We start from the raw sequence: 21,121 nt of genomic DNA on the forward strand, positions 1-21,121 counted from the left end.
ACACGTTTTTGGGAATTCGCCATGCCTACGCTTCTTATCACCGGCGCCGCCGGTATCGTCGGAACCGCGCTGCGCCCTTACCTGCGCGAGCGTTTCACCCTGCGCCTGCTGGACCGTAGGCCGGTCACCGAGTTGAGCGCAGGCGAAGTTGCGCTGGTCGGCGACCTGACCGACCCGGCCTTCGTCCGCCAAGCCACCGAAGGCGTTGACGCGGTGCTTCATCTGGCCTGCGCCCACGGCACCGACATTCACTTTCAGAGCACAGTGCAGCCCAACTACCATGCCACCCTGTACTTGCTCGAGGCCGCGCAACGGGCTGGCGCCAAGCGCTTCGTGTTTGCCAGCAGCCACCATGTGCTGGGCCAGTACCACAGCCAGGCGGCCACTCATTTCGACGACAGCCCGGTGGCCCCGGACAGTTACTACGCCTTGAGCAAAGTGTTTGGCGAAGCGGCCTGCGCCATGTTTTCCCAGCGCAGCGACCTGGCCACATTCGTCGTGCGCATCGGCAATGCCGACCCCAAGGTGGCCGACGCCCGTCGGCTGCGCTTGTGGACCAGCGCCCGCGACCTGGCGCAGTTGGTGCTGATCGGCCTGGAGCACCCGCAGGTGCGTCACGAGATCGTCTATGGCGTGTCGGAGTGCCCGGATGCGTTCTTCCATAACCGCCGCGCCCGTGCGCTGGGCTATTGCCCCCAGGATAATGCCAGCGATCATCTGGCCGACGACTTCCTGGCCTACGAGGCCATGGCGCCGGTTGGCTCTGGCCGTGATCACGTTGGGGGGGCCTACGCCGGTGTGCCTTTGGCCAGTGTTCTGGAGCAAGCATGAAAATCGTCCGTATCGATACCCAGGTCGTGGAAATTCCTTTCCAGGATGGCGGCAAGGGCCTGGGCATCACGCCGACCACCTGGCACACGCTGGAAAACGTGCTGATTCGATTGGAAGACGAGCAGGGTAACGTCGGCTGGGGCGAAGCCTTTGGCTACTTCGTCGCCGATGCCACCAAGGCCCTGATCGATCGCCTGATTGCGCCGCTGCTGCTGCACCGCCAGGTCGATGACATCGCCGCCTTTAACCGCGAACTGCAGTTGCGGTTGCACCTGTTCGGGCGCTATGGGGTGACGATGTTTGCCATTTCCGGGGTCGATATCGCCCTGTGGGACCTCGCCGCCCGCCGCGAGGGCGTGCCCTTGCATCGACTGCTGGGCCAAGCCCACCGCGAGCAGGTGCCAGCCTATGCCAGCCTGGTGCGTTATGCCGATGATGAGGTGGCCCCGGCGATCTGCGAAAAGGCATTGCGCATGGGCTTTGGTGACATCAAGTTGCATGAGGTGACGTTGCCAGAGATCGCCGCCTGCCGCGACGCCGTTGGCAACGACATACCGCTGGCGACCGACGTCAACTGCGCCTGGACAGCTGTGGACACCCGTGCCTGGCTGCCAGCATTGGCGGACCTGCAACTGGCCTGGCTGGAAGAGCCGATATTCCCACCGGAAGATTTCGCCACGTTGGCCAGCTTGCGCGGCCAGGGTGTGCCGTTGTCGGCAGGCGAGAACTGGTGCACTGCCGTGCAGTTCGAGCAGGCGCTGGTGGCAGGTGCGGTCGATTCGATCCAGCCCAGCGTGACCAAGGTCGGGGGTATTTCCGAATGCCTGCGCATCGCCGCGCTCGCCGACCAGCACAACGCCGTGGTATTGCCGCACTGCCCGTACTTCGGCCCCGGCCTGATCGCCACCTTGCACCTGGCGGCGGTGCAACAGCGCGTGCCACAAGTGGAGTACCTGTTCGTCGAACCGGCGGCCTGGTTGTACCCGGTCGAGCAACTGCGCCAGGGCAACCTGTTGCAGATTCCGCAGGGCCCCGGCCTTGGCCTGGACATCGACGTGCAAGTCGCCGAGCGCTACCGCCGCTGACGCTGGCGCGTATCCCGTAATTGCTCCCCTCCGCTGTGCCACGGCGCGGCGGCAGGGGCGACGTGTGCCCGTGAAGGGGCATCGGAGGTCCTATGCAACCGTTGGTTCTGAGCAACGCGACCTGGTCTGTCGGGCTGCTTCCTGCCTGGGGTGGACGTATCGCCCACCTGCGTGCCGAGGGGCTCGACGTGCTGCTGCCGATCTCGGCCGAGCACTTCGACCCGCTCGACTGGCCGCGGGCTGGCGCGTACCCGCTGGTGCCGTACTCCAACCGTATTCGCAATGCCCAACTGCAGTTTGCAGGGCAGGCCTATACATTGCCGGCTCACCCCGCAGCGCGGCCGCACACCTTGCATGGGGTGGCGCACACACTGGCGTGGCACGTGCTGGAACCCTGTGCCGGGCAGTTGACCCTTGCCTGCGATTACCAAGGCGAGCACTGGCCCTGGGCATTTCGTGCCGAACAGCGTTTCGTGCTCGAAGGCAATCGCTTGAGCATCGTCCTGGCGCTGCTCAACCAGGGGGATTCCCCCATGCCTGCGGGCCTGGGGCTGCACCCGTATTTTCAACGTCATGCGGGGCTGAAAGTACGTTACCAGGTTGGGCGGGAATGGCAGATCGATGATCAGTACCTGGCTACCGGCGGCTTTCGGCAGGCCACGCAGCCTGTGTCGATCGACGCCGATGACGCCCAGGCGTTGGCGCACTACCAGTCCTGCTGGGATGGGCTACTGGAACTCGATTACCCGGCGGGCAGCCTCAAACTGCAGGCAAGCCCACCCCTGAGCCATTTCGTTGCCTTTGCCCCGCCCGGCAGCCGCTACCTGTGCCTGGAGCCGGTTTCGCACCTGGCCAATGCCTTCAACCAGCCTGAACGGGCCTGGGACGATACCGGCACCCAGGTGCTGGGCCCTGGTCAGCGGCTTGAAGCCACCCTCGAATTTACCTGGCAGCGACGCTGACAGCTTTGCCGACCGCTGTACCCGACACCCACAATAAAAGAGAACAACAACAATGAAACTCTCCTCGACTGGAGCGGGCTTCGCTCGCGCTGCAAAACCCTTGTCGCTGCTGCTCGGGCTGGGCCCACTGTGTGCCCAGGCGGCCTTTCTGGAGGACGGCAAGGCCAACCTGACATTGCGCAACTTCTACTATAACCACGACCTGCGCGACTCCACCAAGCCTGCGCAGTCCAAGCTGGAGGAGTGGGCCCAGGGCTTCATCCTCAAAGGTGAGTCCGGTTACACCGACACCACGGTCGGGGTGGGCGTGGACGTTTATGCCGGCCTGGGACTAAAACTGGATTCATCGCCATCGCGCAGTGGCTCGGCGCTGCTGCCGGGCGCCTACAACCGTGCGGGTGGGCCCCGCAATGCTGACCCGCGTTCGGCTGACGAGTTTTCCGAGGCTACGGCAGCGGTCAAATTCAAGTATTCGAAAACCGAGTTGAAGGTGGGCGGGCTGTTCCCCAAAATCCCCCTGGTCAGCTCCGGCGATGCGCGCTTGCTGCCGCAGTTTTTCGAAGGCGCGATGCTCGATATACGCGAACTGGACAACCTCGATATTGGCCTGGGCCAGATGCGCAAGGTCAACCAGCGCGAGTTTGCCGGCGCTCGCGACATTCAGGTGGGCAACTACTACAGCGTGTTCAGTGACCGCTTCGACTACTTGGGCGGTACCTGGCGCGCGACCCCGCAGACGTCGCTGGGGCTGTGGACCGGTCGCCTTGCCGACGTCTACCAGCAAACCTTGTATACCGGCACCCAGGCGTTCAAGGCCGGCGACTGGAACCTTTCCGGCACTTTCAACTACCTCGATACTGGCGAGTCGGGCAGTGAGAAGGCTGGCAATCTCGATAGCCGCATGACTTCGGCGATGCTCAGCGCCAACCTCAAAGCCCAGACGTTCCGCCTCGGCTATCAATACAACGCAGGCGACAGCGCCTTGCCGTTCATTCATGACACTGACCTGCCGGGGGTTGCCAACGCCGTACAGGTGCTGCGCTTCGACCGTGCCCAGGAGCGCTCGTGGCAGGCCCGCTACGACCTTGATTTCGCCGCCCTCGGCGTACCGGGGCTGACGGCGTTCGCCCGTTATGTGCGCGGGGACAACTTCAAGGTGGCGGGGGAGGATGGCAGTGAGTGGGAGCGCAACCTGGATGTCACCTACGTGATCCAGAGCGGGCCGCTGAAGAACCTGGCGTTGCGCTGGCGCAACGTCGAACTGCGCGGAGATGCGACCGGGCGGCGCGACGAGAACCGCGTGATCATTGCCTATACCTTGCCGCTGTTTTGAGCCTTTGGCATGGGGCTGCTTTGCAACCCTTTCGCGACGCAAGGCCGCTCCCACAAGGGATCGCGATCTCCTGTAGCAGCGGCCTTGTGCCGCGAAAGGGGCGCAACGCGCCCCCAGCAATCCCGAACCGATTCACAACCCCCCAGGAAGACACCAGTGCCCCAGCCCTTGGACCCCGCCATGCAGGCCTACATCGACAACAGCAAGCGTTTCACCGCGACCGACAACAGCCTGGCCGCCCGACGCTCGGCATTCCTGCAAGCCTGCCGCAATTGCACACCGCCACCGCCTGAAGGCTGGGGTATCAAGGACATCGACCTGCAGGGCCTGCGCCTGCGCTGCTATCAACCCGCCGGCCCGGCACCGGAAGGTGGCTGGCCAACGCTGCTGTACCTGCACGGCGGTGGCTGGGACCTGGGTAACCTCGACACCCACGACTGGTTCGCTTACGCCCTGGCGCGCCGGGCACCGATCGCCATCGTCGCGGTCGAGTATCGGCTGGCGCCAGAGCATGCCTACCCTGCACCGCTGGAGGACTGCCTGAAGGTGTGGTCGGCGTTGCGCAGTGGCCAGGTCGATGCGCGCCTCAGCCAGGCCCGCTTGATGGTCGCCGGCGACAGCGCAGGCGGCACCCTGGCGGCCGGCTTGTGCAGGGTACTGCGCCGTGACGGCCAGCCGCAGCCAGTGGGGCAATTGCTGGTGTACCCGGTACTGACTGCCCGGCGGCAGTTGCCGTCGATGCAGCAGCATGCAGAGGCACCGATGATGACGGTGGCGGGGCTGATGAAGTCCCTAGAAGGGTTTCTGCCGGTCAAGGCCGACCGTGATGACCCCTGCGCGATGCCGTTGGAGGCGGATGACTTCGCTGGGCTGGCCCCGGCCTGGGTGCTGGTGGCCAGTGTCGACCCACTGCGCGATCACGGCATCGCCTACTGTGACGCGCTTGCGGCGCATGGGGTGCAGGCCGATGCCTGGGTAGGCCAGGGGATGGTGCATTCCAGCCTGCGCGCCTTCGGGGTGGCTGAGGTCGAGCAGGCTTGGGACCGAATGGCCGCACAGTTGCTACAGTGGGCGCAGGGCACCCTCGATTCCGCCGACGGCGGGGCATCTGCGCACTGACGAAAAACCTGCCTGCCCGCCATTATGGGCCAGACTGTCTACACCACGCGAAGCCAGATGCTGCAGTCCTCCACGGGATGTGGCAGCCTTTGGCGACCACGCCGGGTCGCCGGGTGCCACTTGTGCCGAGGGTTGTAGATGATCGAGCGTTGCGTTCGCCACGCCTTGCTGTTGTTGCTGTGCGTGTTCCTGCTACCGATGGGCGTGGGTGCGCAGGCGGCATGCCAGCACCTGACGGCCACTGGCAACCCTGAATACCCCCCGTACCTGTGGCGTGACCCACACAACCCTCAGCAGTTGATCGGTGCCAATGCCGACTTGCTCAAGCACTTGGGCAAGCAACTCGGGCTTGAGGTGGAGGTGGTCTATGGCGGGCCTTGGTCGCGTGCCCAGGAGGAAGTGCGCACGGGCCGTATCGACCTGCTGGCCGGGTATTTTCTGACCCAGGCGCGCACCCAGCTGATGGACTTCATAAGCCCCGCGTTCCTGCACACGCCCAGCGTGGTCTGGGTGCGCCAGCAAGGGGCCTTTGCCTATCAGCAATGGGCGGACCTGCAAGGCCGTAAAGGCGGGACACTGGTCAATAACAGCCATGGCCAGCAGTTCGATGACTATGCCAGGGCCAACCTCACGCTCGAAGCGGTGCCCAGCGCCAAGCAGGCCTTCGAGAAACTGTTGCTCAAACGCAGCGACTACGTGGTCTTCGAACAGTACCCCGGCATGGCGTTGGCGCAGACGCTGGGCATGCAGGATAAGCTGCAGGTGCTGGACCCGCCCGTGTCCAGCGAAGGCTTGTACCTGGCGGTGTCACATCAGTCGCCCTGCAATCAGCCGCAGTTGCGCGAAGCGCTGACGCGGGAGATGACCCAGGTCGTGTCCAGCACGTTGCCGGAGCAATTACTGCGGCAGAACCTGGCACGTTGGCAGCAACAGCAGTCGCAAGGGCTCGCTCACTGACCCTCACATCGACGTCAGGGCTTGAGGCACGTCAACGTCCAGCACCACCCCAGCATCGTCGACGGCTACGCTGACACACGCCTGAGGATTGTCCAGGATGACCTGCCTGCCGCCCTGGTCGCCGTGCAACTGCGCCAGTGCCGGCCAGAACGCACGTCCGAAGACCACCGGGTGCCCGCGCTGGCCCTGGTACAGCGGCAGCACGATACGTGTAGCGCTGGCCTGCTCGCACAACGTGTGCAAGGTACGCTGAGCGATCCACGGCATATCCGCCAACAGCACCGCCACCGCCTGGGCGGGGGTCTGCAACAGGGCGGTTACCCCCGCTGCCAGGCTGGCGCCCATGCCATGCTCGGCCTGGTCGGCCCATACGATCCGGGCACGCGGGTCGATGCCCAGTTGTTGCGCGTTGTCGCCCGGGCGCAGCACGATAAGCACCACGGCGAACTGCTCAAATGCCCGCGCCAGCGTCGCTGCCAGCAGCGTCTGCCCCGAAGGCAGCCGTGCCAGGCGTTTGTCGCTGCCAAAACGCTGCGCTCGCCCGGCCGCCAGCACCAGCGCGGCGCAGGTCATGGGGTGTGCAGGCACGCCTCGGCCTCCCGCGCAAACTTTGCCTTGGTCACGTTGACCGCGCCAGGGAGGCTCACGTCGTTCTTGGCGGCAAGGATCTCGGCCATGACGCTGACGGCGATTTCGGCCGGGGTCTTGCTGCCGATGTAGATGCCGATAGGGCCGTGCAGGCGCTGGAGGCTGGCTTCGGTCTCGCCGAAGTGCTCGATCAGGCGCTCGCGGCGCAGCTGGCTGTTGCGCCGCGAGCCGATGGCGCCGATATAGAACGCCGGGCTGTGCAGGGCTTCGAGCAATGCCAGGTCGTCGAGCTTGGGGTCGTGGCTGAGGGCGACGACGGCGCTGCGCAGGTCGGGGGCGAAGGCGCGAACCACGTCGTCCGGCATCCCGGCCAGCTTCACCACGCCTTCGACGCTCCAGCCGCCCATGTACTCGGGCCGAGGGTCGCACACCGACACCGTGAAGCCGTTGAACAGGGCCATGGTCGCCAAGTATTCGGCCAGCGCGCCGGCGCCGATCAGCAGCACGCGGTAGCCAGGGCCGAGGGTGCTGAGCATGCGCTGGCCGTCGAAGCTGAACTGATCCGGTGTGGCGCTGGCCGTAAGCGTGGCTGCGCCGCTGCGCACATCCAGCTCGCGGCGCATTAGGCTACCGCTGTCCAGGCCGGCCAGCAGTTGCGCCAGGTGTGCTGCCGATGGCTCGAACTCGAGGATCAGTTGCAGGGTGCCGCCGCAGGGCAAGCCGAAACGGTGGGCGTCCTCGGCGCTGACGCCGTAGCGAACCACCTCCGGCAGCCCGGTCTGCATGCCGGGGCCGCCATAGGCGGTGGTGTAGCGGTGGATGAGATCGTCCTCGATGCAGCCACCGGACACGCTGCCGACCACGCGACCGTCGCTGCGCAGGGCCATCATCGAACCGACCGGGCGAGGGGAGGAGCCCCAGGTGCGGGCCACGGTGGCCAGCAGGACGCGTTCGCCGCTGGCAAGCCAGTCGCGGGCGGTGCGCAATACCAGCAGGTCGATGCTTTCCATTCTCATTCTCCAAAGCGTAATACCTGTGCCGGCTTCATCGCATATGCAAGATGATTGGGCTGCTGCTGGCCGGGTCGGTGTGCCCGCGCAACGTGCTCACTGCCTGTGCATCCACCGCGCTGCCATGGTTGCCCCAACTGCTGCGCACAAAGCTCAGTACTTCGGCAACTTCCTGGTCCGACAATTGCTCGCGGAAGGCCGGCATGCGGTAGGCATCGGGCAGGCCAGCGGCAACGATGCGTTGTGAGCCGTTGAGGGTGATGTTGATCGCCGAGGCGTTCTCGCTGGCCAAGGCCGAGGTTGCGCCCGCTAACGGCGGCATCCATTCGGCCTGGCCCTTGCCGTCTAGCCCATGGCAAGAGGCGCAGCGCGTGACGTAGGTGTGGGCGCCTGGGCGCTCAAGCGTCGCCGCCGCCGATGCCGCTTGGTACTGCCAGGGCGTGCCGTCACGTTGCGGATCGCCTGGCAGCGATTTCAGGTAGTGGGCGATTGCCGCCAGGTCCTCGTCGGCCATGAACTGCGTGGAGTTGTTGAACGCCTCGGTCATCGAGCCATAGACCACGGCATGCCGGTTACGCCCAGTCTTGAGAAACTGGACGATCTCGGCTTCGCTCCAGCGCCCAAGGCCGGTGTTGTGATCGGCGCGCAGGCTCGGCGCGTACCAGCCATCGAGCAGCGCGCCGGCCAGAAACGGCTTGCCGTCTTCATCCAGAGCCTTCTCGTTGAAAGCCAGGCCGCGCGGGGTATGGCAGCTGCCGCAGTGCCCGGGGCCTTGGACAATATAAGCGCCGCGGTTCCACAGAGGGTCCTGGCCAGCCTTGGTCACGTAGGGCGTAGTGGGCGCAAACAGCCCATTCCACAGCGCGATGGGCCAGCGCAGGTTCAGCGGCCAGGGGATATCGCTGGGGATGTTCGGCTGGCTGGCAGGTTGCACGCCCTGCATGAAAAACGCGTACAACGCACGCACATCGTCATCGCTGAGCTTGGCGTAGGAGGGGTAGGGCATGGCCGGGTACAGCCGCCGGCCACCGGGGGCGACGCCATGACGCACGGCGCGGTCGAAGTCGGCGAGGCTGTAGCCGCCGATGCCGGTGTCCCGGTCTGGGGTGATGTTGGTGGCATGGATCGCGCCTAACGGCGTGGCCATCTCCAGGCCCCCGGCGAACGGCTTGTTGTCGGGCAGGCTGTGGCAGGCCACGCAGTCGCTGAGCCGGGCCACGTACTCGCCGCGGCTGACCAGCGCCGGGTCGACGTTGGCATTGTGTTCGGCCACGAAAGGCGACGCGGGCTCCCGGGTGACATACCAGGCCAGCAGGCCTGCCGCGACCAGGCACGGCAGCGCCAGCCAGCCGGCGGTTCTTGCGAATCGGCTGTGGGTCATGGGCGTTCCTTGTCCTGTCAGGTGAAGGTGTAGCGGCTCAATGGGATGCTGCGGATGCGCTGGCCGGTCAGCCGCGCTACCGCGTTGGCCACCGCCGGTGCAACCGCGGGCAGTGGCGGTTCGCCGATGCCGCCCATCTTCGCGCCGCTTTCGACGATGCGCACATGCACCCGGGCCATGCGCGAAGGCGGCAGGATCGGGTACAGGTCGTAGTTGCGCGCCCGGGGCTTGCCGTCGATGTACACCGCTTCTTCCAACAGGGTCTGCGACAGGCCCAGGGCCACGGCGCCGTTGACCTGCGCTTCGATGATCGCCGGGTTGACGATGCTGCCTGGGTCGATGGCCTGCCAGATGTCGTGCACTTTGACCTGACCGTTTTCGATCGATACTTCGGCGATGACCGCCGCCTCCGAGCCAAACGGCGAGGCCATGGCCACACCGCGTGCCCGTTTGCTGCCGTCCTCGGCGGTGAATGGCCCACGCTTCCAGCCACCGGACAACTCGCCGACCGCCTGTAGCAGGGTGGTCAGGCGCGGGTTGTCGCGCAACAGATGCAGGCGCAATTCATAAGGGTCCTTGCCGCCTTTGTCGGCCAGCTCGTCGAGGAAGGCTTCGTAGAAGAAGTCGTTCAGCGAGTTGCCCACCGAGCGCCAGTAGCCGAGCATGACCGGGCCTTTGACGTAGATTTGGGCAATGCGTTTGTTGGCGATGGCGTACGACTTGCCCGACAGCCCTTCAAGGGCGGTGGGGTCGATCTTGTCACCTTGTTTGCCGGCCAGTGCCTCGGTCGGGCCTTCGGTGGCACTCACGGCTTCTATCGCGACAGGCAGGCCATCGTCATCCAGTGCCCCACGGAACTTGACCACCGCCAGCGGCCGTAACACATCCCGCAGAAACTCTTCTTCGCGGCTCCAGATCAGCTTGACCGGGCGGCCCACCGCTTTGGCCAGGGCGATGGCCTGTGGGTAGGGGTTGGCCGAGTCGTACAGAAAATGCCGGCCAAAAAAGCCGCCCAGCAGGGGTGAGTGCAGGGTGATGCGCGCAGGGTCGAGGCCGGTGCGTTTGGCGATGTCGTCGCGGAACATGTCCGGCGCCTGGTTGGGCAACCACACCTCCAGCGAACCGTCGGGGTTGAAGCGGGCGAGCGCCGAGGGCGGCTCGAGCTGGGCGTGGTTGAGGTACTGGTTGTGGTAGGTCGCCTCGACCTTGGTCTTGGCCTTGGCCAGCACCCCGGCCACATCGCCTTGGTTTTCCTCGTCGCGGGCCGGGCCTTGCTCGGTGGCCAGGCGGTCACGATAGACGTCGCTGGAGAAGTCTGCCGGCATCGACCTTACCGGCGAATCGCTGCCGGGCTCCTGCCAGTCCACCTGGAGGGCCTCGACTGCGCGCTTGGCATGCCACCAGCGTTCGGCGACCACCGCCACCGTGCCAGGTAATTGATGCACCGAATGCACGCCTTTCATGGCCTTGACCTGTGCTTCGTTGCGCAGGCTGCCAACCGTCATGCCCAGGCGCGGTGCGTGCTGGACGGCGGCGTGGAGCATGCCGTCGAGCTTGATGTCGATGGTGTACACGGCTTTGCCGGTGGATTTGTCATAGGCATCAACCCGGCGCACCGGTTTGCCGATCCAGCGGAACTGGCTGGGGTCGCGCAGCTTCACGCTGGCCGGGTCTGGCACCGGCAGGTCGAGGGCGCGCTCGGCCAGTTCGCCGTAGGGCACCGAGCGGCCGGATGCCGCGTGGACGACCTTGCCGGGTTCGGTGGAGAGTTCGTCGACCGGCACCCCCAACTGCTCGGCACCTGCCTGCAGCAACATGGCCCGGGCCAGGGCGCCGAGGCGACGCATGGTTGGGTAGCTCATGCGTACCGACATGCTGCCGCCGGTGATGCGCATGCCGTTTTCCATCACCACGTAAGCCTCGCCAGGCGGCGCGCTGTCGACCAGGAACGTGGCCGGGTCGGCGTCCAGTTCTTCGCCGACGATCTGTGCCATGGCGGTGTAGGTGCCTTGACCGCCCTCCATGAACGGGCAGAGCAGGCGCACGGTGCTGTCCGGGCGAATTTCCAGGAAGGCCGGTACTTGTGTGCCGCGCTCCTGAGCCGCGGCGGTAGCGGCCTGGACCCGTGCCGAGCCCAGCGGCAACCCAAACCCGAGTACCAGCGCGCCTGCGGCGGCGCCCGCCGAGGCTAGCAGGAAGCGACGGCGTGACAGGTTAACCGGCTCACCCAGCGGCAGCGCCGACAGCTCGGCAGGGGTATCGATACGCGTGTTCATCACGCCTCCTCCCGCTGGGCCGCAAGGTCGTGGACGGCGGCATGGATGGCGTTGTAGGTGCCGCAGCGGCACAGGTTGACCATCGCGGCATCGATCTGCGCGTCGCTGGGCTGGGGCGTGTGCTTGAGCAGCGCCGTGGCGGCCATCACCTGGCCTGACTGGCAGTAGCCGCACTGGGCCACCTGGTGCTCGACCCAGGCCGCGACCACGCGCTTGCCAACGGCGTCGTCCTCGATCGCCTCGATGGTGGTCACTTCGCGCCCGACCACGCCTGCCACCGGGGTCACGCAGGCGCGCACCACGCTGCCGTCCACCAGCACCGAACAGGCGCCGCATTGCGCCAGGCCGCAGCCATACTTGGTGCCGGTCAGCCCCAGGTCGTCACGGATCACCCACAGCAGGGGCGTGTCAGCGTCGGCCTCGACCTGATAGGTCTTCTGGTTGATGCGTAGTTCCATGGTTCACCTGCTCATCATCGGTTTGCTGTCGCGTTGTCGTCTTGAGTGGGGATACGTTGCCCCCAATCCAGAAACGCTAGCACAGCGCTACGACCGGCGAGCGGGCGCTGCCGACAGGTCAGGAGGATCAGGCAAGGAATCCGGTGGAATGCGCAAGGCAGGCGTTGGCGGCAGGCAAACAGGACTTCCAGGCGAAAAACCCGGATAATGCCGGCCAATTTCGTTTTGCACGCTTAACTCACGGTAATCCCGCATGGAAATCAAGGTCAATTTTCTCGACAATCTCCGTCTCGAAGCCAAGTTCGACGACTTCACGGTGATCGCCGACCAACCGATCCGTTACAAAGGCGACGGTTCGGCCCCGGGGCCGTTCGACTATTTCCTGGCGTCTTCGGCCCTGTGCGCGGCTTACTTCGTGAAGCTGTACTGCCAGACCCGCGACATCCCCACCGAAAACATTCGGCTGTCGCAGAACAACATCGTCGACCCGGAAAACCGCTACAACCAGATCTTCAAGATCCAGGTCGAGCTGCCTGAAGACATCTCCGAGAAGGACCGCCAGGGCATCCTGCGTTCCATCGACCGTTGCACGGTAAAGAAGGTCGTGCAGACCGGGCCGGAGTTCGTCATCGAGGTGGTGGACAACCTCGACGCCGATGCCCAGGGGCTGCTGATGCCGGTATCGGACACCAGCACCTACATCCCGGGCAAGGACCTGCCGCTGGAGCAGACCATCGCCAACATGTCGGCGATTCTCGCGGGCCTTGGGATGAAGATCGAGATCGCCTCGTGGCGCAATATCGTGCCCAACGTGTGGTCGCTGCATGTGCGCGATGCACAGTCGCCGATGTGCTTCACCAATGGCAAGGGTTCGACCAAGGAGGCCGCGCTGGCCTCGGCGCTGGGTGAGTTCATCGAGCGCCTGAACTGCAACTTCTTCTACAACGACCAGTTCTGGGGCGAGGACATCGCTAACGCGCCGTTCGTGCATTACCCGAACGAGCAGTGGTTCAAGCCGGGCCCCAAGGACGCGCTGCCCAGCGAGATCCTCGACGCGAACTGCCTGGAAATCTACAACCCCGACGGTGAGCTGCGCGGCTCGCACCTGTACGACACCAACTCGGGCAACACTGCGCGGGGCATCTGCTCGCTGCCATTCGTGCGCCAGTCGGACCAGGAGGTTGTGTACTTCCCGTCCAACCTGATCGAGAACCTGTTCCTCAGCAATGGCATGAGCGCTGGCAACACCCTCGCTGAGGCGCAAGTGCAGTGCCTGTCGGAAATCTTCGAGCGTGCGGTGAAGCGCGAGATCCTCGAAGGCGAGCTGTGCCTGCCGGATGTACCGCAGGAAGTGCTGGCCAAGTACCCGGGCATCGTTGCCGGTATCCAGGGGCTGGAAGAGCAGGGCTTCCCGGTGCTGGTCAAGGACGCATCGCTGGGCGGTGAGTTCCCGGTCATGTGCGTGACCTTGATGAACCCGCGCACCGGTGGCGTGTTCGCCTCGTTCGGCGCGCACCCGAGCCTGGAAGTGGCGTTGGAGCGCAGCCTCACCGAGTTGTTGCAGGGCCGCAGCTTCGAAGGCCTGAACGACCTACCGCAGCCCACCTTCGAAAGCCACGCGCTGACCGAGCCGAACAACTTCGTCGAGCACTTCATCGACTCCAGCGGCGTGGTGTCGTGGCGCTTCTTCAGCGCCAAGGCCGATTTCGAGTTCGTCGAGTGGGACTTCTCTGGCCATGGCGAAGATTCCAACGTACAGGAAGCTGCGACCCTGTTCGGCATCCTCGAAGACCTGGGCAAAGAAGTGTACATGGCGGTGTACGACAACCTCGGTGCCACCGCGTGCCGCATCCTGGTACCGGGTTACTCGGAGATCTACCCGGTCGAGGACCTGATCTGGGACAACACCAACCGGGCCTTGTCGTTCCGCGCTGACATCCTCAACCTGCACAGCCTGGACAACCGCTCGCTGAAGTTGCTGCTCAAGCGCCTGGACAACTGCGATGTGGACGATTACACCACCATCACCACGTTGATCGGCGTCGAGTTCGACGACAACACGGTGTGGGGCCAGTTGACCATTCTTGAGCTGAAGCTACTGATCTGCCTGGCCGTGCAGCGCTTCGAAGATGCCAAGGAGCTGGTCGAGGCGTTCCTTCAGTTCAACGACAACACCGTCGAGCGTGGCCTGTTCTACCAGGCGTTGAACGTGGTGCTGGAAGTGGTGCTGGATGATGAACTTGAGATGGAAGACTACGAAACCAACTTCCGACGCATGTTCGGCAACCCGCGGATGGACGCGGTGCTGGGCTCGGTGGACGGCAGCGTGCGCTTCCATGGCCTGACGCCGACCAGCATGAAGCTGGAAGGGCTGGATCGTCATTTGCGTTTGATCGAGAGCTACAAGAAGCTGCATGCAGCTCGGGCCAAGTTTGCCTGATAGACCGAGCGCCGCTTGTGCGGCGCTCGATCCCACAAGCGCCAACCCCCCCAAACGGTACACCTCGCAACCATCCCCATATAGCGGTTAATGCTTTCCGCTATCTCAAATCCGTCTTGCCTCTCACCCCTCACCGCTTGCCGCTTCCTCCATCAGGCGCATAATTTTTTGCTGCCCCCACGGGCTCGACCCCTCAACCTATCCATGGCGCGATGACCGCCAGAAGGACCTCGGCCGCGCACAACACGAAGGCGCAGACCATGAGCACCCCTTTGGATACCAATGCCTTGAAATCCCGCCAGCAAGCCGCATGGGCCAGCGGTGACTACGCCGTGATCGGCACCACCCTGCAGCTGGTGGGTGAACGCCTGGCCGAAGCCTGTGATTTGCGCTGGGACGAGCAGGTGCTGGACGTGGCGGCCGGCAACGGCAATGCCACCCTGGCCGCCGCGCGGCGCGGTTGCCGCGTCACCTCCACCGACTACGTGGCCGAGTTGCTCAAGCGCGGTGAGGCACGCGCTCAGGCCGAGCACCTGAACGTGGTGTTTCAAGTGGCCGATGCCGAAGCGTTGCCGTTCGCCGAGGGTGCATTCGATGCCGTTCTGTCGACCTTCGGTGTGATGTTCACCCCCGATCAGGCCCAGGCCGCGCGGGAATTGAGCCGCGTCTGTCGGTCCGGCGGCCGGATTGGCCTGGCGAACTGGACGCCCCAGGGTTTCGTTGGCCAGATGTTCAAGACGCTCGGGCGCCACGTTCCGCCGCCAGCCGGGGCATTGCCCCCTTCACGCTGGGGTGACGAGGAGCAGTTGCGGGTACTGTTCGACAGGGCGCTGGGCCAGATGCAGGTCACCCGTCAACACTTCAACTTCCGCTATCGCTCTGCAGCGCACTTCATCGATGTGTTCCGCACTTGGTATGGGCCGGTGCACAAGGCGTTTGCGGCATTGGCGCCTGAAGCCGCCAATGCGCTGGAAAGCGACCTGACTGCGCTGTTGAATGAAAACAACGTGGGGGGCGGGGCCTCGCTGGTGGTCCCCAGCGAGTATCTGGAGGTGGTGATCACGCGGCGTTGAGCGTCAGCGACTGCTGCCTAGTTCTTGCACTTGGCCATCACCACCTGGCAGGTCTTCGGCGTCCCCCCAGACCTGCCTGCATAGCGCACACAGTTGTTCAGCGACTTCTGCCGGGCAATGCTCAGGGTATTGCCCCAGGCCAGGCCACCTTCGCCCGTAGTCGGTACGGCCTTGGCGAAGCAGTTGGAGCCAACGGTGGAGGCCGCATAGCGGGCTTGGTTTTTCTTGCTGGAGCAGCCTGCGCTCAGCCCCAGGCCGAGGATGAGCAGCGTGTTCAGTGCCCAGAACGCCCACGTGCGCTCCCGGTAGTCGCTCATGCTGTTCTCCTTGTTCGAATGATGCCGAAGCGCTGAAGGTGGAAAAGCACAGCGCGGGTGCTTGCAGGATACCATTCAAGCGAAACGGTGAACTATCGCGTCGTAGAGACGCTCCTTTCTTTAGCGCACCCCGCGCACGCCTGATGATGTCTTTGCCATCAGGCCCGGGTCACTGAACGATAAGGAGGCGCCGTGACCGCATCTGAGCAAACCCTCTACCGCTGCACGCCAGGCCCATTGCACGCCATGCTGTTGGCCGGGAGTGTTCCGCTGTTCCTTGGCGCGCTGTTGAGCGACATCGCCTACTTCAATAGCTACCAGATCCAATGGAGCAACTTCGCTGCCTGGCTGATCGCCGGTGGCTTGGTGTTTTGTGGGCTGGCGCTGCTGTTCGCGTTGGTCAACCTGATCCGCGCCGAGCGCAAAGGCGGGCGGGCGACCCTGTATTTCGTGCTGTTGCTGGCGACCTGGGTGTTAGGGTTGGTCAATGCCTTCGAGCATGCCAAGGACGCCTGGGCAGTGATGCCGTCGGGGTTGGTGCTGTCGGTCATTGTGACCGCGCTCGCAACCGCAGCGGCGTGGACTGGCCTTAGCAACCTGCGTTCGGGAGGTGTGGCATGAAGCCTTTGCATACCTTGAGCCTGCTGAGCATGGCGTTACTGATAAGTGCCTGTGGTGGGGAAGGCACGCCTACTCAAGCCCATGGCCCGGACCCCAAGCTGCCTGAGCCACAGCGTGGTTTGCTGCCGAGCATGAAGATCGCTGAGCCAGTTGCCTGGGGTGAGCAGAAGCCGACTGTGCCTGAGGGCTTCAGCGTCACGGCAATCGCCACCGGCCTGAACATCCCGCGCCAGAGCCTGGTGCTGCCTAATGGCGATATTCTCGTGGCCGAGGGCCGCGGCGGCAGCGCCGCAAAACTCAAACCCAAGGATGTGATCGCCAGCCAGATCAAGGCCAAGGGCAATACCCAGGTCAAAGGCGGCAATCGCCTGACCTTGCTGCGCGATGCCGATGGCGATGGCACCTACGAGGTGAAGACGGTGTTTGCTGAAAACCTCAACGCCCCTTATGGCCTGGCGTTTGCCAACGGCAAGCTGTACGTGGCCAACCAGGATGCATTGGTGCGTTTCGACTACCAAGAGGGCCAGACCAAGGCCAGCGGCGCGCCGGTCAAGGTCACCGACCTGCCTGCCGAAATCAACCACCACTGGACTAAATCGTTGGCCGTCAGCGCTGATGGGCGCTTCCTTTATGTGGGTATCGGCTCGAACAGCAACATCACCGAGCGCGGCCTGGAAGTGGAGATTGATCGGGCCATGGTCTGGCAGGTCGATGCTCAGACCGGTGCTCACCGGCCCTATGCGACCGGCTTGCGCAACCCGACGGCCTTGGCTGTTCAGCCGCAGAGCGGGCAGGTGTGGGCGGTGGTCAACGAGCGTGATGAGCTCGGCCCTGATCTGGTCCCGGACTACCTGACGTCGGTGCGTGAAGGCGGGTTTTATGGGTGGCCCTACAGTTATTGGGGCCAGAACGTCGATGACCGGGTCAGGCCACAGAACCCGGACAAGGTGGCGGCGGCAATCAAGCCGGACTACAGCCTTGGCTCGCATGTGGCTGCATTGGGGGTCGACTTCTCGGTACCGGCCATGGGCGAGCGCTTCGCCGATGGGGTGTTCGTGGGTGAGCACGGTAGCTGGAACCGGCCAAACCCCGTGGGTTACAAGGTGATCTTCGTGCCGTTCAGTAATGGCAAGCCGGCGGGCGAACCGATCGACTTCGCCACGGGCTTCCGGGGCGAGGACGGCAAGACGCGTGGGCGGCCGGTGGGGGTCACGGTCGACCCGCGCGGTGCCTTGATCATTGCCGACGACCTGGCCAATACGGTCTGGCGGGTGACGCGCAGCCAGTAATGACTATGCTTGTTGGCGCGTGAACCTTTCACGCGCCAACCCGGAAACGAATACAGGGAAGCAGGCCTATGAAACCCATTAGCTCACTCGCTCGCGCTGTTGCACTCGCCTCGCTGGTCTTCGCCGGCAGCTTCACGGCACAGGCCGCTGATGTGCCGATTGGTAGCGAAGCGCTGGAAAGCCATGCCACCACCAAGGTGCAGGCTATCGACCTGGCCAGCCGCCAGGTCACGGTGGAGGGCGCCAACGGCAAGCCTGTGACCTTCCAATTGACCGAGAAGGCCAAGGCGCTGCCCAACCTCAAGGTCGGCGACACGGTCGACATCTACGTGACCCGCGCTGTGGCTTATGTACTCAATACCGACGTGGGCGGCGCGCCTAAAGTGAGTGATGAGTCCGGCAGCATTCGCGCCACCGAGGCCAACCCCAACCCCGGCGGTGAGGCGTTCCGCCAGGTCAAGGTCACGTCGCAGATCAAGAAAATCGACCTCAAGAAGCATGAGGTGAGCCTGCTGCCGCCGGAAGGCAAGCTGCAGGTGGTGAAGGTCGAGAATCCTGACTTGCAGGCGCGCATGAAGAACCTCAAGGTCGGCCAGACGGTCGATGCCATCTACACCGAAGTGCTGCGCGTAGAGACCTCACGCTAAGTTCGGCGTGTGAGGTGCCCGGCTATTCACGCGGCGAATAGTCGGGGTGCATAGGTTTGATTTCCATGACCGGTGCACATCCATCGATCATGGCCTCCATCACACAACAAGGTGAGGGCGGTCATGTTGAGCAAGTCGATGGTTCTGTTGGGTATCCCCGTGGCGATGGCGTTGCTGGCGGGTGCCGTGCTGCCGTTTCAGGCGGCTGGCAATGCTGCTGTTGGTCGGGCCTTGGGCCACTGGTTATGGGGGGCGTTCACCTCGCTGACGGTCAGTTCAGTGGTGGTAATTGCGGCGCTGCTGATACTGCGGGTGCCAACGCCAGACCTGGGCAAGGCGCTCCAGGGGCCCTGGTGGCTGTGGATTGGCGGCGTGCTGGGCGCGCTCTACGTGGCCGGCGCGGCAGCACTGACGCCGAAACTGGGGGCCGCGGGCTTTCTGGTGCTGGTGGTGGCAGGGCAGATCTTGACGGCGGTCATCGCTGACCATTTCGGGGTAATGGGGCTGGGGGGCAAACCGGTTAGCCTGGCCCGGTTGGCAGGCGTGATCCTGATCCTGTGTGGGGTCTTCCTGGTCCAGGGGGCCTGGGGGAGCAGCGCTGCGGCCAAGCCTGTGGTGCTCGAGCAGTCACAGCGCTGATCAAGTGCCTGGCTGGCTGCAGGCCCACACCGCTTCGCGCAGCCAGCGATGCCCGGCGTCGCTGTCTTTGCGGCTGTGCCAGGCCTGCTGATAGGCAAAAGAAGGGATGGCCAGTGGCGGCTCAAACGGGCGCAACGCCTGGTGCTGGCGCAATGAACCTACCGCGCGGCTGGCCACCGTGAGAATCAGGTCGGTGCCCGCAAGCACCTCGACCGCCGCGCTCCAGTGCGGCAGTGCCAGGGCGATGCGCCGCTGCAGGCCGTGGGCGGCCAATGCGCGTTCTATTTCATCATGAGCATCGGGGTGCATGGCCATCAACACATGGGGGCGAGCTAGCCAGTCGGCCAACGCTAGGCCCCCACTGGCAGGCAGCACCTGGCGGTCGGCAACACTGATGAAGTGTTCCTCGAACAGGGGCTGGGCGGTGATGCTCTGCGGCAGCTCGGGGAATAGGCCCAAGGCGAGGTCGAGCTCCCCGTCGAGCAGCTGGGCCAGCATGGTTTCACGGCTGGCCTGGCTGATTGCCAGGTCCACACCGGGTGCTACCTGGCGCACGTGGCGCACCAGGGGCGGAAGGATGATGCGCGAAGCATAGTCGGACAACGACAAACGGAACCGACGCTGCGCCTTGGCAGGGTCGAACAGTGGAGCGGCCAGCAGCGCGTTGAGGTTGCCCAAGGCATCTTGCAGCGGCTTGGCCAGTGCCTGCGCACGTGCGGTCAGGGCCATGCGGCCGTTCTGGCGTATCAGCAAGGGGTCATCGAAGTGCCTGCGCAATTGTGCCAGCGCGTGGCTCACCGCCGGCTGGCTGCGGTGCAGGCGCAGGGCGGCGCGGGTCACGTGCTTCTCTGTCAGCAGTGCATGCAAGGCCAGCAGCAGGTTGAGGTCGATCTTGCGCAGTTCATCCATGGGGCGAATAGTCGAGGCTGGTTGGGCGGGCTTTGATCAGCCTAACAGATGTCCTGGTTTGGGTGCGCGGCGGTGCGAATGGCGGTCAGCTATTGCTGCACAGGTTGCAGAAATCATCTGCACTGCTTCGTATTGTTCAACTTGCTATGCCTAATTAGCCTATATCGAAACCGTCATCCTCACAGGAATCGATCATGGCCAGCCGTATAACACTCAACGCCACCGGCACTGCCGATGTCATGCAGGTGCAGCACGTCCAACCGCAAGTGCCAGGGCCTGGCGAGGTTTGGCTGGAGCAGACCGCCATGGGCGTCAACCCGCTGGACGTACTGCAGCGCAAGGGCGGGGCGCCCCTGGCATTGCCGACTGGCCTGGGGCTGGAGGGCGCCGGGCGGGTGAGCGCGGTGGGTGAAGGGGTGGGCAATGTGCGCGTGGGCGACCGAGTGGCGTATGCGATGGGGCCGGTAGGCGCTTATGCCAGCGGGCGGCTGTTCCCTGCCGAGCGCTTGGTCAAGCTGCCGGACTCACTGGATGACGAAGCCGCCGCAGCCGTCTTGTTCAAGGGCATCACCGCGCAGTACTTGCTCAAGAGCACCTACGCTGTGGGGCCGGGTACCCAGGTGCTGCTGTATGGCGCGGGCGGGGCATTGGGGCAGCTCATGGCGTCTTGGGCCAGGCACCTGGGGGCGACCGTGATTGGCGTCGTGTCGCGACCACAGAGCGTCGAGCGTGCGCGGGCGGCGGGCTGCCATCACGTGCTGGTGTTCGAGGCGGCCACGTTGGCCAGGCAGGTGCGCGAGTTGACTCAGGGCGAGGGCGTGGACGTCGTGTATGACAGTGTCGGCAAGGTGTCGCTGGAGGCCTCGCTGGACAGCCTGCGCCCGCGCGGGTTGCTGGTGTCGTTTGGCGGCACCTCCGGCGCGCCGGCGGCCATTGAAGTGGCCACGCTCAATGCCAAAGGCTCCCTCTACCTGACGCGCCCTTCACTGGCAGCCCATACGCGTACCGTCGAGGAGTACCAGCAGCGCGCCGCCGATGTGCTGGCGGCGGTCGACGCAGGTATCATCCAGCCTCGGGTCTGGCGTCGCTACCCGCTGGCCGAAGCGGCCAGGGCCCACGCGGACCTGGAGCAAGGGCTGTCGGAAGGGGCGCTGATTCTCACTGCCTGACTTTCCTATCTTCTGCC

The 21,121-nt window shown here is 64.6% G+C and carries 20 protein-coding genes; 13 read left to right on the forward strand and 7 right to left on the reverse strand.

Annotated elements, in window-relative coordinates:
* Positions 1-21: 21 nt before the first annotated feature.
* The 6 genes from MFF34_RS10380 to MFF34_RS10405 all read left to right on the forward strand — a co-directional run bounded on the left by MFF34_RS10380 (position 22) and on the right by MFF34_RS10405 (position 6,287).
* Positions 22-831 (forward strand): NAD(P)-dependent oxidoreductase, encoded by an 810-nt coding sequence (locus tag MFF34_RS10380; RefSeq protein WP_238213125.1) that lies wholly within the window; start codon positions 22-24, stop codon positions 829-831.
* On the forward strand, positions 828-1,916 hold the full coding sequence (locus tag MFF34_RS10385) for a mandelate racemase/muconate lactonizing enzyme family protein (RefSeq protein ID WP_238213134.1): 1,089 nt from the start codon (positions 828-830) through the stop codon (positions 1,914-1,916). Before MFF34_RS10380 ends, MFF34_RS10385 begins: the two co-directional genes overlap by 4 nt.
* Before the next feature lie 92 nt (positions 1,917-2,008).
* On the forward strand, positions 2,009-2,878 hold the full coding sequence (locus tag MFF34_RS10390) for an aldose 1-epimerase (protein WP_238213136.1): 870 nt from the start codon (positions 2,009-2,011) through the stop codon (positions 2,876-2,878).
* Between the two features lie 52 nt (positions 2,879-2,930).
* Complete coding sequence (locus MFF34_RS10395; RefSeq protein ID WP_238213138.1) at positions 2,931-4,211, forward strand: OprD family porin; 1,281 nt, start codon at positions 2,931-2,933, stop codon at positions 4,209-4,211.
* A gap of 156 nt (positions 4,212-4,367) precedes the next feature.
* Entirely contained in the window at positions 4,368-5,330 is a 963-nt protein-coding gene (locus MFF34_RS10400) for an alpha/beta hydrolase (RefSeq protein ID WP_238213153.1), read from the forward strand.
* A 138-nt stretch (positions 5,331-5,468) separates the two neighbouring features.
* Positions 5,469-6,287, forward strand: coding sequence for an ABC transporter substrate-binding protein (locus MFF34_RS10405; protein ID WP_238213155.1), 819 nt, complete (start codon positions 5,469-5,471; stop codon positions 6,285-6,287).
* 3 nt (positions 6,288-6,290) lie between these two features.
* On the opposite strand, the gene MFF34_RS10410 is transcribed toward MFF34_RS10405, so the two are convergent.
* Genes MFF34_RS10410 through MFF34_RS10430 form a run of 5 tightly spaced genes read right to left on the reverse strand, consistent with a single transcriptional unit; the run spans position 6,291 to position 12,000 of the window.
* Complete coding sequence (locus MFF34_RS10410; protein ID WP_308445351.1) at positions 6,291-6,875, reverse strand: nucleotidyltransferase family protein; 585 nt, start codon at positions 6,873-6,875, stop codon at positions 6,291-6,293.
* A complete protein-coding gene (locus MFF34_RS10415) occupies positions 6,857-7,885 on the reverse strand; it encodes an XdhC family protein (RefSeq protein ID WP_238213158.1) in 1,029 nt (342 codons plus the stop codon). Before MFF34_RS10415 ends, MFF34_RS10410 begins: the two co-directional genes overlap by 19 nt.
* 34 nt (positions 7,886-7,919) lie before the next feature.
* Positions 7,920-9,266: a cytochrome c gene (locus tag MFF34_RS10420; RefSeq protein ID WP_238213160.1), complete on the reverse strand. Its 1,347-nt coding sequence runs from the start codon at positions 9,264-9,266 to the stop codon at positions 7,920-7,922.
* A gap of 17 nt (positions 9,267-9,283) precedes the next feature.
* Positions 9,284-11,542: a xanthine dehydrogenase family protein molybdopterin-binding subunit gene (locus MFF34_RS10425; RefSeq protein WP_238213162.1), complete on the reverse strand. Its 2,259-nt coding sequence runs from the start codon at positions 11,540-11,542 to the stop codon at positions 9,284-9,286.
* Positions 11,542-12,000: a (2Fe-2S)-binding protein gene (locus MFF34_RS10430; protein ID WP_027593623.1), complete on the reverse strand. Its 459-nt coding sequence runs from the start codon at positions 11,998-12,000 to the stop codon at positions 11,542-11,544. The genes MFF34_RS10425 and MFF34_RS10430 overlap by 1 nt, the downstream gene beginning before the upstream one ends.
* Before the next feature lie 253 nt (positions 12,001-12,253).
* Between MFF34_RS10430 and MFF34_RS10435 the strand changes: the two genes are divergently transcribed.
* A complete protein-coding gene (locus tag MFF34_RS10435; protein ID WP_027593622.1) occupies positions 12,254-14,440 on the forward strand; it encodes an OsmC domain/YcaO domain-containing protein in 2,187 nt (728 codons plus the stop codon).
* Between the two features lie 260 nt (positions 14,441-14,700).
* Positions 14,701-15,513 (forward strand): class I SAM-dependent methyltransferase, encoded by an 813-nt coding sequence (locus MFF34_RS10440; protein WP_238213164.1) that lies wholly within the window; start codon positions 14,701-14,703, stop codon positions 15,511-15,513.
* A gap of 17 nt (positions 15,514-15,530) precedes the next feature.
* Here MFF34_RS10440 and MFF34_RS10445 read toward each other — a convergent pair whose 3' ends face one another.
* Positions 15,531-15,830 carry a hypothetical protein gene (locus tag MFF34_RS10445; protein ID WP_085274366.1) on the reverse strand — a complete coding sequence of 100 codons (300 nt, stop codon included), beginning with the start codon at positions 15,828-15,830 and terminating at the stop codon, positions 15,531-15,533.
* A 246-nt stretch (positions 15,831-16,076) separates the two neighbouring features.
* Between MFF34_RS10445 and MFF34_RS10450 the strand changes: the two genes are divergently transcribed.
* The 4 genes from MFF34_RS10450 to MFF34_RS10465 all read left to right on the forward strand — a co-directional run bounded on the left by MFF34_RS10450 (position 16,077) and on the right by MFF34_RS10465 (position 19,026).
* Complete coding sequence (locus tag MFF34_RS10450) at positions 16,077-16,451, forward strand: DUF2231 domain-containing protein (RefSeq protein WP_238214381.1); 375 nt, start codon at positions 16,077-16,079, stop codon at positions 16,449-16,451.
* Positions 16,448-17,740, forward strand: coding sequence for a sorbosone dehydrogenase family protein (locus tag MFF34_RS10455; protein WP_238213166.1), 1,293 nt, complete (start codon positions 16,448-16,450; stop codon positions 17,738-17,740). The genes MFF34_RS10450 and MFF34_RS10455 overlap by 4 nt, the downstream gene beginning before the upstream one ends.
* A gap of 68 nt (positions 17,741-17,808) precedes the next feature.
* Positions 17,809-18,387 carry a hypothetical protein gene (locus MFF34_RS10460; protein ID WP_238213168.1) on the forward strand — a complete coding sequence of 193 codons (579 nt, stop codon included), beginning with the start codon at positions 17,809-17,811 and terminating at the stop codon, positions 18,385-18,387.
* A gap of 123 nt (positions 18,388-18,510) precedes the next feature.
* Entirely contained in the window at positions 18,511-19,026 is a 516-nt protein-coding gene (locus MFF34_RS10465) for a DMT family transporter (RefSeq protein WP_238213170.1), read from the forward strand.
* On the opposite strand, the gene MFF34_RS10470 is transcribed toward MFF34_RS10465, so the two are convergent.
* A complete protein-coding gene (locus MFF34_RS10470) occupies positions 19,027-19,935 on the reverse strand; it encodes a LysR family transcriptional regulator (RefSeq protein ID WP_238213172.1) in 909 nt (302 codons plus the stop codon).
* Between the two features lie 194 nt (positions 19,936-20,129).
* Between MFF34_RS10470 and MFF34_RS10475 the strand changes: the two genes are divergently transcribed.
* Positions 20,130-21,104, forward strand: coding sequence for a quinone oxidoreductase (locus tag MFF34_RS10475; protein WP_238213174.1), 975 nt, complete (start codon positions 20,130-20,132; stop codon positions 21,102-21,104).
* The last annotated feature ends 17 nt before the right edge of the window (positions 21,105-21,121 follow it).

Origin of the sequence: Pseudomonas sp. PAGU 2196, from assembly GCF_022179005.1 — a bacterium.
GTDB classification, from domain to species: Bacteria; Pseudomonadota; Gammaproteobacteria; order Pseudomonadales; family Pseudomonadaceae; genus Aquipseudomonas; species Aquipseudomonas kermanshahensis.